Genomic DNA, 14670 nt, shown 5'->3' with positions numbered 1-14670 from the left:
AGTCTCACACTCGATTAGGTCCTTGAGTGTTGTGTAGAGAGTACAATGACCGATCTGGTAAGACCGCGTATAAAATATGTTATCGGTCCTGATGGCAGCCCGCTGACCATCGCGGACCTCCCCCCCGCCAATACAAGGCGCTGGGTCATTCGCCGCAAGGCTGAAGTCGTCGCCGCAGTGCGTGGCGGGCTTCTGAGCCTTGAGGAGGCATGCCAGCGTTATACATTGACGGTGGAGGAATTCCTTTCCTGGCAATCCTCAATCGATGAGCATGGTCTCGCCGGCCTCAGGACCACCAGAATTCAACAGTATCGTCACTAAAGCCGTCTCATCAAAACCGGGACCGGTTTTGGAAGGACGGGATCGGGCTCCTGCGGAACTCCGCGAACGGGTCATTGATCGACAAATCGAAAACCGGCCCACGTGGCCGGTTTTTATTTGCACATTCCGTTCCTATGTTGTGAACTTGGCGTGTTGATCCAGACACACAATGTTCAGGAGGATGACATGAGCGGGACGATCGAGATTCGCAAGGAAGACAGCTCCGATGGCGGCCGTTATGCGGCTGTTCTCGACGGTAGCGAAGCCGAAATGACCTATACGAAGCTTGGTCCCTCGCTGATATCCATCGACCATACTTTCGTGCCCGACGCGATGCGCGGCAAAGGCGTCGCGCAGGCGCTCACCAAGAACGCGGTTCTGGACGCACGCCGAAGCGGATGGAAGATCATCCCGCGCTGCAGCTTCATGCACGCGCAGGCCATGCGTCACCCTGACTGGGCGGATGTGTTCGGCAAGGAATAATCGCCGGACGGACGATCTATTGCAGGTCGCGGATGCGGCGCGCCAGGCTCTTGGGACCGGCCTTCTTGCCTTTTCCCGCGCTGGATTTTTCCGCCGCCTCAAGAATGGAATGGATCGGCGAATCCGGCCCTTCTTTCGCAGCGGTTGCAGCCACCATGCGGGCGGCAAGCTCAGCCATTTCCTCGCGCAGCGCCGCGTTTTCCCGTTCAATCTCGGCTAGCTGAACGCTTACATTCGCGCCTGCATTGCTGCGGCTATGGCGCTCGATTTTTTCCTGCGCGTCCGAAAGTTCCGATATCAGTTTTTCAAGCTTCTGCTGCAATTCGCTATTGCGCCGCTTTTCGCTTTTCAGTTCGGTCTGCGCCGAGGTCAGCTGGGTCGAAACTTCGTTGTAACGCGCTGTGGCTTCCTTGCGATCTCGACGCATTTCAGTCATCTCGTTTGTCAGACGGCTGTATTCCGTCTCGCTTCCACTTATTTCGATACGCAAGGTATCGGCTAATCCCTCAAGCGCGCTGTAGTGGCTTTGCATCCGTTCTAGTTCCGCCTGGAGGATTTGCGCCTTTTCCAGTGCTGCATTACGGGCCGTTTCGGCCTCTTTCGTCACCCGCTCGTGCTCTGCCAGCCGTTTCTCAATATCCGCCTGGCTTTCCTCAAGCAGTGGAATGCGTTTCAGCTCCTCATATTGCCGGGCGAGCGTTACTTTCTGCTCCGCTGTCTTCTGGCGCTCGAGCTTCAGCAACTGTTCCAACCGGCTAACCGCAACGGCATATTCCGCCCGAAGTCCATCACGATCGGCTCGTATCTCTGCCAGAGTGATCGGCAATTCCGCCTGAACCTGCCGCCGCGCCAGAAAGAAGGCGCGTCGCCAGACCGAAGGGCCGAGCAGAATCACGACGAAAACCGTCACAAGAACGCCGAATATGAAAAAGAGAGCGGACTGGATCACGGTTTCAAATGGGCCCGGGCGGTTTCAGACAAGCATCGACTATTCTTAGCGCGCAGCCAGCCATCTTTCCAGCCGGGACAATCACAGGCTGAAAAGATGGCCAACCGCCATCAGGCTAGAATGGATTCCACGTCGGCGATGGGGAAAGCTTCAGATAGCCGATATTCACGCCCAACCGCGCACCCACGCCGGTACGGATCGGAACCAGCATGATGTTCTCGCGCTTGAGGACGTTGAAGCCCACGCCTGCAATGGCATAGGCAGAGCCTGCAACCCCGGCATAGCGGCCATAGAGGTTCTGGATGTCGTCGAGATTATAAACGAGCATCATCACACGGGAACCCTGCCCGCCGAAATCCCAGCCAAGCGAGGGGCCCTGCCAGAACGTCTTATGATCGCCCGCGTTCTTGGTATAGAGCGTCCCTTCGCCATAGGTCAGGCCGCCAATGAAGGCGCCGGAGCCCTCTTCACCAAGAATATAGCCGTTGGGCAGACCAAAACTCTGGAACGCCTTTTCGACGGCACTTGCGATGCCGCCTGAAGTCGACCCGAAGAACCTGTGACCAGATTGGACGATTTCCTCGGCAGTGTATGTGTTCTGTGCTCTCGCTTGATTTGGCAGAGCGATGAAAGAAACAAACAGCGCCGCAAAAAACGCAACGAAGCACGCCGCATTGCGGAACCTGATTTGCGACAGGGATTGTATGGCCATGTAAAATTCCTTTTGGCTCTCCGCTCCTCTGTCTGACGGCCCTGTTAAAAGCCAGACCACGTCTCTTCCGGACATTTTGGTCGAATCGGGCCTATTTTAGACCTGAATTTATTGTCCAAACCTTTAAGCAGCGAAATTGGCTTTACCAAGGCATGCTATTTCAGGCTTTTCTCACGCTGTTGTGAGGGAATGTTCGGGCGGAGCGGAACAAAAAGAGAGCTTTGTTGCGGCGGTCCGATGGCGCGTGTATCCAATTAAACCGATATTCGGGGCGATTCGCCCACCTTCATGCAGCACGCAAACCCTGGCTTTGCGGGCTGTCTCGTCAACCGATAACGGTCCGGTCATCCGACATGCGCGGCTGACGGGATCGATCCGCGTTCCGGAGAAAACGCCATGCCAATGCCCGTTACCCTTTCCGCACTCGACCTCGGTGCGCTTCTGTGCAGCAGGATCTGTCATGACATCATTTCGCCGGTCGGCGCGATCAACAACGGTCTGGAACTGCTGGAAGAAGGCGGAGCCGACGAAGACGCAATGGCGCTCATCAAGTCGAGCGCCCGCAACGCCTCCGCCCGCCTTCAGTTCGCCCGCATCGCTTTCGGCGCCGCAGGCTCGGCAGGTGTGCAGATCGACACCCGCGACGCGCAGAACGTTGCCACGGAATATTTCAAGAATGAAAAGCCGGAATTCACCTGGGAAGGCACGCGCGTCCTGCTGCCGAAGAACAAGGTCAAGCTGCTTTTGAACATGCTTCTGATCGGCAATGCGGCCATACCGCGTGGCGGCTCGCTGGCAGTGCGACTTGAAGGCGGCGATACCGAACCGCGTTTCGTCATCACCGTGAAGGGCCGCATGCTGCGTGTTCCGCCGAAGTTCCTCGAACTTCACTCAGGGGCTGCCCCTGAAGAGCCGATCGACGCCCATTCCGTCCAGCCTTATTATACGCTTCTGCTGGCCGAAGAAGCTGGCATGAAGATTTCCATCCACGCGACTGCGGAAGACATCGTATTTTCTGCTGAATAAGCGCGCTTGAGCGCGGGGTCAGCCCGCGCTCACACTGGCAACTGTCATCACATATATGCAAGGGGGACTGGATGGTGGATGAACCAATGGCAGCTTATTGCCTGCTGGTGGATGACTCATCGGTCATTCGCAAGGTCGCCCGCCGCATCCTCTCCGAAACCATCGCCGAATTTGCTGAAGCCTCAACAGGCCGGGAAGCGCTCGAAGCCTGTTTTTCACGCATGCCCGACGTCGTTCTGCTCGACTACGACCTGCCGGACATGACGGCGCTGGAAGTCGTAACCGAATTGCGCGCCATGCCGGGCGGCGATCAGCCGCGCATCATCCTGTGTCTTTATGAACTCGACGTCACCCGCATCATGCGGGCAAAGCGCGCAGGCGCCAACGGCTATATTCTCAAGCCATTTGACCGTGCCTATCTCACCGAACAGTTTGCGGGCGTTTTGTCCGCCTGAAATCGGCAGCAATGTCCAAAAAGCAAAAGCTCCGCCGAAGCGGAGCTTTTTACATTCAAGATCGCGAAACCGATCAGGCGCTTTCGCGCATTTCCGCATCCGGCTCACGCAGCACATAACCGCGACCCCAGACCGTCTCGATGTAGCTCTGGCTGCCGGAAACGGCATCGAGCTTCTTACGCAGCTTGCAGATGAAGACGTCGATGATCTTCAGTTCCGGCTCATCCATGCCACCATAAAGATGGTTGAGGAACATTTCCTTGGTGAGCGTCGTGCCCTTGCGGAGCGAAAGAAGCTCCAGCATCTGGTATTCCTTGCCGGTCAGGTGAACGCGCTGGCCAGCGACTTCCACCGTCTTCGCATCCAGGTTGACCACGAGGTCGCCCGTCGTGATGACCGACTGTGCATGTCCCTTCGAACGGCGCACGATCGCATGAATACGTGCGATCAGCTCGTCCTTGTGGAACGGCTTGGTCATGTAGTCGTCGGCGCCGAAGCCCAGACCGCGAACCTTGTCCTCGATGCCGGCCATGCCGGAAAGGATAAGAATCGGCGTCTTCACCTTGGACAGACGCAAGGTGCGAAGAACTTCGTAACCCGACATATCCGGCAGATTCAAATCCAGCAGGATGATGTCGTAATCATATAGCTTGCCGAGATCGATGCCTTCTTCGCCCAGATCGGTCGTGTAGACATTGAAACTCTCGGACTTGAGCATCAACTCGATGCTCTGTGCGATAGCACTGTCGTCTTCAATCAAAAGGACGCGCATCTCTTATCCCCTTTCCGCAGCCGACCCGATGTCCCTCACGGCAGCACACGGAACTATCGTTGCCTTTGCATGAAGGTGCCAGCAAATGGTTAACAAAATATGATTCTGCTTGGCAAGCATATTTCTGCCCTGTTTAGAAAATTCTCTTACGCGCCTGAATCATAAAGACATTCTCTTCCTCACGACTCTAAAGCATCGCATTAAGAATCTTCGCTAAGCGATTCATCTGACTCTAGCTTTCGCCTGTTGCCGAAAAACCACACGAGGTTTACCGAGCCTTAAGTCCTAACGCGTATGATTAACTTCGCCGGTAAAGGAATGGTTACCAAACGAGCGAATTCTTAACTTTTTGTTTCGCTTGTTGAGCCATTTCGGAAGAACGGCTGCGATGATTTCCCCTCCAGGGGCTTGAATTCGCAAGGAGATTCGGGTGCAGGCCGGGCGCGTTTTGCTCGTTCACACCTGTTAATAAAGTCGGGGGGAACGCCCCAACACACGGAAGCTGGTTGGTGTTCAAGGAGTATTGCGTATGAAGCCACGTGAAAGCCTAGTCAGGCTGAAACTGTTCCAGGTGAAGGAAAAACGCCGTCAACTGGGCCAGCTCGACCTGATGATCGGCGAGTTCGAACGGATGGCCGGAGAACTCGACGCCCAGATTCTATCGGAAGAGAAAAAAGCTGGCATCACTGACATCAATCATTTCGCTTATCCGACCTTCGCCAAGGCGGCACGCCAGCGCCGCGACAACCTCTTCGTATCGATTCGCGACCTGATGTCCCAAAAGGAAGCGGCCGAAGCCGAATTGTCGGCTGCGGAAACCGAACTCACGAAAGCCGAAGCGCTTGAAGAACGGGATAACGGCAAGGCCCCGCGTGAGGTGATCGAACGGCCCGTCAATCAGCGCCGCGCCATGATCGGCTGACTGAAAAACTGCCCACCGAATTCAAGACGCTGCTTTTGTCAAAAAAGCGGCGTCTTGCCGCTTGCTGCAAGCCTCGCTCAATATCAATATATTGATATTTAGAAATCAACGTTGCCTGAATAAAATCGGATTTGCATCGCTGCTTCACCAGATGTAGTGAAAAAAGGCAATGCAGAAAACCTCCCCTTCCCGGCCCAAAGCGACCGCAAGCAAGTTCAGCTTCCAGACGAGATCCAAGCCACTCCAATGGGTCTTGCTATTCCTGTTTTCTGCTGTCCTGATCTTTGCGGGTGAAAAACTGCAATTGCCTGCCGCCATGCTTCTGGGCGCCATGCTTGGCGCAATCCTGATGGCTGCGGGCGAAAGCACGTTGCGGGTCCACCGCTGGCTGTCACTCGCAGCACAAGGCGTCGTCGGCTGCCTCATCGCCCGCTCGATCACGGCAGAGTTTTTCACTAGCATGGGGCAACACCTGCCGGTCATCCTGCTATCCATTGGCTATGTGCTTTTTGTCAGCACCTTCATCGGCTATCTGCTGGCGCGATTTCGCATTCTGCCCGGAACAACCGCCGTATGGGGGTCTTCTCCGGGGGCGGCCACGGCAATGACGCTGATGGCCGAATCCCATGGAGCAGATGCCCGTCTCGTCGCCTTTATGCAATATCTGCGCGTGGTGCTGGTTGCGACGGCCGCCTCGCTTGTCCTGCGCCTTACCACGGGCGTGGAAACCGTTGCGCCTGCTGAAATCATATGGTTTCCACCCATCGATTGGTTCACCCTTGGCCCGACACTGCTTCTGATCGCCGTCGGCTCGCTCCTCGGGGAAGTGCTTCGTATCCCGACCGGCGCAATGCTCGTGCCGCTGATACTGGGCGCCTTGCTCCAGGACACAGGCTTCATCACCATCAACCTGCCCCCGTGGCTGCTCGCGGCGAGCTTTCTGCTTATCGGCTGGCGCATCGGCCTCGGCTTCTCGCGTGCCATCATTGCCCATGCCGCAAGGGCATTTCCGGCGGTGCTGACATCCACGCTGTTCCTCATTGCCGTCTGCGGGCTGTTCGGCATGGCACTTGGTCACGTGCTAGGTCTCGACCCGTTGACCGCCTATCTCGCCACCAGTCCTGGCGGCGCCGACACGGTTGCGATCATTGCAGCATCAAGCAATGTCGATCTGCCTTTCATCATCGCAATGCAGACAAGCCGTTTCTTCATCGTTCTTCTGGCAGGCCCGGCCATCGCCCGCTTTGTCGCTGCGCGGATCAACAAACGGGTCGAAAAAAAGAACCTGTAGCAGCCTGATTGCCGAAACCGGTGGAGCCATGTTAGGCTTTCGCCATGACACAGGTTTGCACCCATCTCATGTTTCAGGGCAGTGCAGGCGCGGCGCTGGAAACGTACCGCTCAATCTTTCCCGACTTTCTGATCGAGTCGATAAAAATCTATGACCAAGCGAGCGGCAGTCCCGGCAAGGTGCAGATTGCGCGCGTGACCTTCGCCGAACACCGGCTGATCGTGATCGACAGCCCCATTCCGCACCAGTTCGATTTCAATCCATCCGTATCGCTGTTCGTCGATTTTCACGACGAAGAAAGCCTGACCAGCGTTTTTGAAAAGCTGTCAGAAGGCGGAGAGACACTGATGCCGCTCGACAACTACGGTTTCAGCAAGCTTTTCGCGTGGATCAAGGACAAATATGGCGTTTCCTGGCAATTGAACCTGCAAGCCTGACAAAAAACCCGGCTTTCGCCGGGCTTTTCGTAGACTCTATTTTGATCAGGCTTTCTTGCCGTGGAAACCACGGATGGCGCCGATGATCTTGTCTTGGTCCGCTTCCGACAAATAGGGGTGCATCGGCAGGCTCAGAATGCGGTTCGGCAGGCTTTCCGAAACCGGGAGGCCGCCCGGCGCAACCGGATAGTGCTTATATGCGGTCTGCTGATGCAGCGGCTTCACATAATAGACGACTGAAGGAACGCCTTCCGCTTGAAGATGCGCCTTCAGAGCATCACGGTTATCGCTCTCGATGGAATACTGTGCCCAAGCCGAACGATTGCCAGCCGGAAGTGCCGGAACCTTGACGACATCCTTCAACGCTTCATTATAGCGCTTGGCGATACGGTCGCGAGCTTCCATTTCGTCTTCGAGGATTGCGAGCTTTTCTAGAAGAACGGCTGCCTGGATCGTGTCGAGACGCGAATTGAGCCCGATACGAACGTTGTCGTACTGGGTTTCGCCCTTGCCGTGGAACAGGACCGAACGCAGCGTGTCGGCCAGTTCGGCATCGTTGGTGAACATTGCACCGCCGTCGCCATAGCAGCCGAGCGGCTTCGCCGGATAGAAGCTCGTTGCACCGACATGGCCGAAAGCACCGCACATGACGTTGTCGCGCTTGCCGCCGATGGACTGCGCGGCGTCTTCGATCACGAACAGGCCTTCACGGTCAGCGATGGCGCTGATGCGGTTATAATCCGCAGCCAGGCCGAACAGGTCGACTGGGATGATCGCCTTCGGCTGCAAGCGGCCTTCCTTGCGGATGGCGGCGATGGCAGCTTCGAGCTGTTCTACATTCAGATTGTAGCTTTCCGCATCCACATCAACGAACACAGGCTCGGCGCCGACCAGCGCGACAACTTCCGCCGTGGCAGCGAAGGTGAAGGACGGAACGAACACCGCATCACCCGGACCGATGCCGCGTGCCATCAGAGGCATCTGCAAAGCGTCGGTGCCATTGGCGCAGGCGATGACGTGTTCCACGCCCAGATATTCGCCCAGCTTCTTTTCAAACTCGGCCACTTCCGGTCCAAGGATATAACGGCCTTCCGCAACAACCTTGGAAATGGCGGCATTGAGACGGTCTTCGATACGCGCGCGCTGCGCTCCAAGATCAATAAACTGCATGTTGGCTCCAATATATCTGGCCCGCACAAGTGGATATGCGAATCCTCGGCAACCTGTTTATTCGCTTGCGCCCTGCCCCGCTATGGCCAGAGCGTTCAAAGTTTTGCGATTCCTGTAACACCGCTTGACGTAAATTACCCGGACCGCAGGCCCGCCTTTACCGCGGATGCCTGACAGTACCTTCCGTCAGGATGCGCAGCACGCTGATTGCTTCCTTGCCGTCGGTCCGCGGCTTTTCGCGCGTCTCGATGCAATGCAGGAAATGCTGCAATTCGCGTGTCAGCGGCATGCCTTCCTCAATCGGGATGTAGACAGGCTCGACGGATTTGAAAGACCACTGGTCATTTTCCCGCCAGACCTCGTGGCTGTAGAGCGCAAGCTTGCGATCCCATGGCTCGCCGTCGTCGAATACAGCCATGCCCTTTGTTCCGGTGAGGGTCAGGCGGCGCTCGCGATAGGCATTGAGGCGCGAGGCAAACAGGTGCCCACGGATACCGTTCGGAAAATCGAGATGAAGATGCGCGATATCCGTAAGGTGATCGAGCGTTGCAACGCCCTCCCCGCGCACCGCGCTCGGTTCCTCTCCGGTGATGGCGAGAATCATCGACAGATCGTGCGGCGCGAGATCCCACAAGGCGTCGAACGTGTTGTGGAACTTGCCGAACCCGACGCGATGCGAATGAACGTAGCGGATGTCGCCGAGCTCGCCGCTTTTCACCATGTCGAGAAGTTTCTCAAAAGCCGGATGGAAACGCAGCACATGGCCGACCATGAACACGCGGCCATTTTCGCGAGCGGCTTCCACTTCTGCTTCCGCAGCCGGAACATCGAGCGCGATCGGCTTTTCGACCAGAACGTCCTTGCCGTTCTTCACTGCCTGAATGGCGTATTGTGAATGAAACTGCGCTGGCAGCGCCAGAACGATGCCATCAATATCCGGACGTGTGAACAATTCATCGACGGGAACGCTGGGAACATCGAACTCGGCCGCGAAGCGCTCCGCCTGCTCTGCTCTTGAATCCGAGACTGCCTGAAGGGCACCGAGGCTCTTCAAGGTACGAATGTGATTGCCGCCCCAATAGCCGCAACCCAAAACCGCAATACGAGGTGCCATAAAATTATGCCTTTGCTGATGCCACGTTCCTTATCGGTGCAAATGATAGAAAACAAGACGAAACCTATGCGAAGAGTGCTTGACAGCTTTTCATTCCGCACATATACCGCCGCCATTCCTTGCAGGAACAATGATTTGTCCCACCGGAAACGGCGATAATGAAGTTGTCTCTGTAAAGCGACGCATGGCGGAGTAGCTCAGTAGGTTAGAGCAGAGGAATCATAATCCTTGTGTCGGGGGTTCGAATCCCTCCTCCGCTACCATCATACAACCCCTTATCCTCATTAATGACGGTGGCGTTGTGATCTTCGCTGTAGCGCGACGCACAGTTTGGCAGCAAATCAGAAATTCTAATTGGATGTTTAGGGACCGCTTAAGAAGCGTTTAAGCCTTCTTCTCATTCCATGAGCGCCTGATCGCGATACCGTTTGCCTGGTAATGGATTTCACCATTGCCCTTCAGAGTGCCGATGACCTCGGAAGCGAGCAGCCAAAGCGATTTCTGCGCGGCGGTCGGCTGGGTGACGATTGCCGTTTCCACGCTGGCCGCAAAGGCGCCGTCAAAGCCGTTTCATGAGGACAAGCTACGCTTCAGCGCCCGACCATATATCGCGGTCGGCCACACATGAACGCCGGTCAACGGCTTGCACTCCATGTTTCCTGCAAATGGCGCTGAAGCTGGAATAGTTGCCCCACGTTGCTTTCGTCTTCGGACGACCTTTTCAGTAGCTCGGTCGGAGAGATGGAAAACTCCTGCTGGAAGCTTTTTACGAACTGGCCCGTATTTGAAAAGCCATATTTGAAGGCGATTTCCTTAACCCGCAACTGTTGGTTATCTTTGTAGCGAATAAGATCGTTTCGGGCCAGTTGCAGCCGCTGCTTTCTGATCAGGCTGGCTGCACCTCCATCCTGCTCCAGCAGTCGATAAAGATGCGAGCGCGATAAGGCAAATCGTTCAAGTATATGATTAACGTCCAGTTTTGGATTGTTGATGTTCTGGATTATAAAATCCAGCACCTGATTGCGGAGCTGTTCCGACGGAGCACTATGGATATTGTCGTGATCGTGCTTGACCGTCGCTGCAAGCAAATTCAGCAACGCATCACCGCAGGCAACCCCATCATTGAAAGAAAAACCACCTGCCTCGCGATAGGCGCTGCCGAACAAACTCCCGATCAACTTTCCCATTGCGGTGTGAGCCCGAATGATACGGTCCTCCACTTGGGACTTCCCGCAAATATATTCGAACTCTTCCTTCGCGAGCATGAGGGAGATTGTTGCCGTAGAGTTGCTGCACACGGCATCGACCTCGGTCATCACCGAAGTGATGTGAATATCACCAGCGGAGACGACATCTTCTCGTCCACCGAACACACCCCGGGACCCACCGCTTACGAAAAGCTGAATATAGTAATAATCAATGGAGCGGCGCCTTAACCATTCCTGGTTCCGTACGTTGCGATGCCGCCCAAATTCCGATCCCACGATCAGCCGCTCGCCAAGGAGATGCGAACGGATGTCGGCGTCAATATGAGCCGCACCCTCAGAAGGAACTTCCAGCGCGTCATAAAGGGGGGAAACCGCTTCCCGCCAGAAATCCGTACGATCATTTTCTGGCAATGCCTTGTTTGAAAGGTAAACGCCCTTGGAAGAGTGCTCCATTTATGCCTTCAGTTCCCGCCGCATTGTTCATTAGCTGATGGTTGTTTAGCACCCTCCTACGGACTATGTCAGCAGGGGGTTGGCTATCGTCAAGATAAAAATAGCATGTGACATGCGCGGATGACTCCCTGCCGTCCTCAAAGGCATGAAGCGTACCACGGTTCGCGAGCCCTCCTCTGCCGTTATCCTACCCATGCGGCAACGCTTCACTGGATTGTGGTCAAGCCTGCAATTATATCCAACCAAAATCCGCCTACCGACAAAAGGCACTCGACAAGCGATCATGACCGTTCTCATCAATCAGCCTCACCCGTCCATCGATCCAGCCTCTATTGAAAAGCTGGTGACAACCTTCTACGGACGCGCGCGCGAAGATGCCGCCATCGGGCCGATTTTTGCCGAGGCGGTCGACGATTGGGATCATCACATCGCGCAGATCACCGCGTTCTGGTCGTCGGTTATTCTCAAGACCGGCAATTATGAAGGCCGCCCCATGGCCCCGCATCTGAAACTAGGCCTGAAGAACGAACATTTCGACCGCTGGCTCGATCTTTTCGAAAAGACCACGCGCGAAATCTTTCCCCCGGAAGCTGCCGTCATTTTCATCGACAGGGCACGTCGCATTGCCGACAGTTTTGAAATGGCAATCGCCACCAATACGGGACAAATCTCCGCGCCCCGGCATTCCCGACGTGCTCTTTAACCAAAAGATCACGCAACTCTTGCGGGCAATATCGCATATCTTGTCATCGAATATTTAACTATATAAGCATGTCTGCAGAATAGCAGGACTGCAATGTCCCTACGTCAACAGAAAATAAAGGCTTGCGGGAGCAGAAAAAGCCGGACGCACCCTGATGTGTTTGCGATGTTGCTAACATTCACAACTTATCACTTGCGTAAAGAGACAGAATTTCGAACAGTCGCCGCAGCTTTTTGAGAAGCTTGAGAGATCGTACCGCCGCATCAACCCACACGCGAACCTTCGGCTCGGGCGAATAAGCAGGGAGTTAGATTATGAATGAATCCATTCGCGAACTTTTGGCCAAGGTCGGTGGTCTGCCTGGCCCCGTAACCGACGTCGCCGATGATGCCGATCTTTACAGCGCAGGCCTGTCCTCTTTTGCCTCGGTTCAGCTCATGCTCGGGCTGGAAGACAAGTTCGATATCGAATTTCCGGACCAGTATCTCAACCGCAAGTCTTTCGCGAGCATCAAGGCCATTGAACAGACGGTCACCCAGATACTCAAGGACAAAGAGGCCGCATAATGAATGCCGGAGCGGGGAACAGTCTTTTGGAGCGCGCAGGCCGCGTAGCGGCCATAGCGGGTAAATTTTCCGATAGCGTCGATAAGGAAGGCCGCTTCCCGCGTGAAGCAATCGATGCGATGAAAGCCGAAGGTTTGCTTGGCATTCAGGTGCCGAGCGAGCTCGGCGGCGAGAGCGCGGAGATCGACCAGATTGCCGAACTGTGCTGCATTCTGGGCCAGTCCTGCGCGTCGAGCGCCATGATTTTCGCCATGCACCATATCAAGCTTTCTAGCCTGGTGGAGCACGGCCAGACGGTTGGATGGCACCGGGATTTCATGCACAAGGTCGCGAAGGATCAGCTGCTGCTGGCCTCGGCAACCACCGAAGGCGGCATTGGCGGCGATCTGCGCAATTCGATCTGCGCTGTCGAAGTCGAAGGCGACAAGTGCCGTCTGGAAAAGAACGCCACGGTCATCTCTTATGGCTCCCACGCGGATGCCATTCTGATCACATCGCGCTCCCACAAGGACGCCGCATCGTCGGATCAGGTGATGACGGTGTTTACGAAAGACCAGTACACGCTCGAAAAGACCCATGATTGGGACACGCTAGGCATGCGCGGCACCTGCTCTGAAGGGTTTGTGTTCCGTGGCGAGGCCGACAAAGTACAGATCTTGCCGCATCCTTTCGCGGAAATCGCCGCGCAGTCCATGCTGGCACAATCGCATACGCTGTGGAGCTCGCTCTGGTATGGCATTGCCGTTGATGCGGTCAACCGGGCGCAAGCATTCGTACGTGCCGCCGCCAAGCGCAATCCGGGTGCGCCACAGCCGGGCGCTCTGCGCGTTGCCGAAGCATCCAACATGCTGCAGATGCTGAAGTCCGAAATCGTTGCCTGCCTCAAGACTTATCGCGAGGCGAAGCACGATCCCGACAAGCTGGCCTCGATGGGCTTTGCGATTGCGATGAACAATCTCAAGGTTGCCGCTTCGCAGACGATCCTTCAGATCATCAATCACGCCATGCTGGTCTGCGGCATCATGGGCTACAAGAACGGTACGCCTTTCAGCCTCGGACGCCATCTGCGCGACGCGCATTCCGCGCAGCTGATGATTTCAAACGAGCGCATCCTCGGCAATACGGCTACCATGCTGCTCATCCACAAACAGAACACCAGCCTTTTGGGATAATTGCCATGGATGCTCAGAGATCCTTTCTCGACCGGCTTTTCGATTCCGGTCTCCTGATCGACACCGGCGTGGAAGGTCTTTACGGACGCTCCGGCCAGTTCGAAGATGTCATCCAGGCATTTGAACGCCTGATCGACCGCACCGGAGGCAACGATGGCGCCGAAGCGATCCGCTTCCCGCCCGGCATGAACCGCGCTTTCTTTGAAAAAAGCGGCTACATGAAAAGCTTCCCGCAGCTGGCTGGCACCGTGCACAGCTTCTGCGGCTGCGAGCTTGACCATATCAACCTGATCAAATGCATGGATGAAGGCAAGGATTGGACGCTGGAGCAGAAGGCAACCGACATCGTTCTGACGCCGGCCGCCTGCTATCCGCTCTATCCGACCGTCGCCAAGCGCGGGCCGCTGCCGCAGGGCGGCGGGCTTTACGACCTGCAATCCTATTGCTTCCGTCACGAGCCATCGGTCGACCCTGCCCGCCAGCAGCTGTTCCGCATGCGCGAATATGTGCGCATGGGCACGGAAGCCGATGTGATGGCGTTCCGCCAGCTCTGGATCGACCGTGGCACGGAAATGATGAAGAAGGTCGGGCTGCCGGTTGAAATCGACGTCGCCAACGATCCGTTCTTCGGGCGCGCTGGCAAGATGCTGGTCAACAACCAGCGCGACCAGAACCTGAAGTTCGAACTGCTGATCCCGATCACCAGCGTCGAAAAGCCGACCGCCTGCATGAGCTTCAACTATCATCAGGATCAGTTTGGCGTGAAATGGGGCCTCTCGCTCGATGACGGTTCTGTGGCGCACACCGCTTGCGTCGGGTTCGGACTGGAACGCATCGCGCTGGCGCTCTTCCATCATCACGGTCTGGATGTTGAAATCTGGCCGGAAAATATACGCAAGGAATTGTGGGGCTGATC

General features: G+C 56.0%; 18 protein-coding genes and 1 tRNA gene. 12 read left to right on the top strand and 7 right to left on the bottom strand.

The features are described from left to right. Positions 1-45: 45 nt before the first annotated feature. Together sciP and AC0TNJ_RS09545 are read left to right on the top strand one after the other, a co-directional pair. Positions 46-321, top strand: coding sequence for a CtrA inhibitor SciP (gene sciP / locus AC0TNJ_RS09550; protein WP_002964694.1), 276 nt, complete (start codon positions 46-48; stop codon positions 319-321). A gap of 186 nt (positions 322-507) precedes the next feature. Next, a complete protein-coding gene (locus AC0TNJ_RS09545) occupies positions 508-804 on the top strand; it encodes a GNAT family N-acetyltransferase (RefSeq protein WP_473770950.1) in 297 nt (98 codons plus the stop codon). Positions 805-820: 16 nt separating this feature from the next. Here the strand turns inward: AC0TNJ_RS09545 and AC0TNJ_RS09540 are convergent, their stop codons facing one another. After that, positions 821-1729: a hypothetical protein gene (locus AC0TNJ_RS09540; RefSeq protein WP_473771008.1), complete on the bottom strand. Its 909-nt coding sequence runs from the start codon at positions 1727-1729 to the stop codon at positions 821-823. A gap of 139 nt (positions 1730-1868) precedes the next feature. Beyond that, the gene (locus AC0TNJ_RS09535; protein ID WP_122001331.1) at positions 1869-2465 is read right to left on the bottom strand and encodes an EipA family protein; all 597 of its coding nucleotides are present in this window, start codon (positions 2463-2465) and stop codon (positions 1869-1871) included. Between the two features lie 396 nt (positions 2466-2861). Here AC0TNJ_RS09535 and chpT point away from each other — a divergent pair, with 396 nt between their 5' ends. Together chpT and AC0TNJ_RS09525 are read left to right on the top strand one after the other, a co-directional pair. Beyond that, on the top strand, positions 2862-3491 hold the full coding sequence (gene chpT / locus AC0TNJ_RS09530) for a histidine phosphotransferase ChpT (protein WP_473770949.1): 630 nt from the start codon (positions 2862-2864) through the stop codon (positions 3489-3491). A gap of 71 nt (positions 3492-3562) precedes the next feature. Continuing rightward, a complete protein-coding gene (locus tag AC0TNJ_RS09525) occupies positions 3563-3946 on the top strand; it encodes a response regulator (protein WP_473770948.1) in 384 nt (127 codons plus the stop codon). Between the two features lie 73 nt (positions 3947-4019). Here AC0TNJ_RS09525 and ctrA read toward each other — a convergent pair whose 3' ends face one another. Then, positions 4020-4718 (bottom strand): response regulator transcription factor CtrA, encoded by a 699-nt coding sequence (gene ctrA / locus AC0TNJ_RS09520; RefSeq protein ID WP_006467396.1) that lies wholly within the window; start codon positions 4716-4718, stop codon positions 4020-4022. Positions 4719-5247: 529 nt separating this feature from the next. On the opposite strand from ctrA, the gene AC0TNJ_RS09515 reads away from it, so the two are divergent. The 3 genes from AC0TNJ_RS09515 to AC0TNJ_RS09505 all read left to right on the top strand — a co-directional run bounded on the left by AC0TNJ_RS09515 (position 5248) and on the right by AC0TNJ_RS09505 (position 7368). Next, on the top strand, positions 5248-5640 hold the full coding sequence (locus AC0TNJ_RS09515) for a flagellar export protein FliJ (protein WP_122001334.1): 393 nt from the start codon (positions 5248-5250) through the stop codon (positions 5638-5640). A gap of 169 nt (positions 5641-5809) precedes the next feature. Beyond that, entirely contained in the window at positions 5810-6931 is a 1122-nt protein-coding gene (locus AC0TNJ_RS09510) for an AbrB family transcriptional regulator (RefSeq protein WP_473770947.1), read from the top strand. Between the two features lie 44 nt (positions 6932-6975). Continuing rightward, on the top strand, positions 6976-7368 hold the full coding sequence (locus tag AC0TNJ_RS09505) for a VOC family protein (RefSeq protein WP_473770946.1): 393 nt from the start codon (positions 6976-6978) through the stop codon (positions 7366-7368). A 45-nt stretch (positions 7369-7413) separates the two neighbouring features. On the opposite strand, the gene AC0TNJ_RS09500 is transcribed toward AC0TNJ_RS09505, so the two are convergent. Both AC0TNJ_RS09500 and AC0TNJ_RS09495 read right to left on the bottom strand, forming a co-directional pair. Then, positions 7414-8538 (bottom strand): DegT/DnrJ/EryC1/StrS family aminotransferase, encoded by a 1125-nt coding sequence (locus AC0TNJ_RS09500; RefSeq protein WP_473770945.1) that lies wholly within the window; start codon positions 8536-8538, stop codon positions 7414-7416. A gap of 157 nt (positions 8539-8695) precedes the next feature. Next, a complete protein-coding gene (locus AC0TNJ_RS09495) occupies positions 8696-9652 on the bottom strand; it encodes a Gfo/Idh/MocA family protein (RefSeq protein WP_473770944.1) in 957 nt (318 codons plus the stop codon). A gap of 186 nt (positions 9653-9838) precedes the next feature. On the opposite strand from AC0TNJ_RS09495, the gene AC0TNJ_RS09490 reads away from it, so the two are divergent. Then, positions 9839-9915: transfer RNA gene (locus tag AC0TNJ_RS09490), tRNA-Met, on the top strand. A gap of 121 nt (positions 9916-10036) precedes the next feature. Here AC0TNJ_RS09490 and AC0TNJ_RS09485 read toward each other — a convergent pair. After that, positions 10037-10192 carry a hypothetical protein gene (locus AC0TNJ_RS09485; RefSeq protein WP_473770943.1) on the bottom strand — a complete coding sequence of 52 codons (156 nt, stop codon included), beginning with the start codon at positions 10190-10192 and terminating at the stop codon, positions 10037-10039. A 95-nt stretch (positions 10193-10287) separates the two neighbouring features. After that, positions 10288-11313: a helix-turn-helix domain-containing protein gene (locus AC0TNJ_RS09480; protein ID WP_122001340.1), complete on the bottom strand. Its 1026-nt coding sequence runs from the start codon at positions 11311-11313 to the stop codon at positions 10288-10290. Positions 11314-11596: 283 nt separating this feature from the next. Here AC0TNJ_RS09480 and AC0TNJ_RS09475 point away from each other — a divergent pair, with 283 nt between their 5' ends. The 4 genes from AC0TNJ_RS09475 to AC0TNJ_RS09460 all read left to right on the top strand — a co-directional run bounded on the left by AC0TNJ_RS09475 (position 11597) and on the right by AC0TNJ_RS09460 (position 14668). Then, a complete protein-coding gene (locus AC0TNJ_RS09475) occupies positions 11597-12016 on the top strand; it encodes a group III truncated hemoglobin (protein ID WP_473770942.1) in 420 nt (139 codons plus the stop codon). 314 nt (positions 12017-12330) lie between these two features. Further along, positions 12331-12582 carry an acyl carrier protein gene (locus tag AC0TNJ_RS09470; protein WP_122001342.1) on the top strand — a complete coding sequence of 84 codons (252 nt, stop codon included), beginning with the start codon at positions 12331-12333 and terminating at the stop codon, positions 12580-12582. Continuing rightward, on the top strand, positions 12582-13754 hold the full coding sequence (locus AC0TNJ_RS09465; protein ID WP_473769709.1) for an acyl-CoA dehydrogenase family protein: 1173 nt from the start codon (positions 12582-12584) through the stop codon (positions 13752-13754). The genes AC0TNJ_RS09470 and AC0TNJ_RS09465 overlap by 1 nt, the downstream gene beginning before the upstream one ends. A 5-nt stretch (positions 13755-13759) precedes the next feature. Next, positions 13760-14668, top strand: coding sequence for an amino acid--[acyl-carrier-protein] ligase (locus AC0TNJ_RS09460; RefSeq protein WP_473770941.1), 909 nt, complete (start codon positions 13760-13762; stop codon positions 14666-14668). Positions 14669-14670 lie beyond the last annotated feature (2 nt).

The sequence above is a fragment of the Ochrobactrum sp. PL_is483 genome (genome assembly GCF_055816855.1).
Note: the sequence above shows the minus strand (reverse complement) of the source record. Positions and strands in the feature narration are given on the sequence as shown.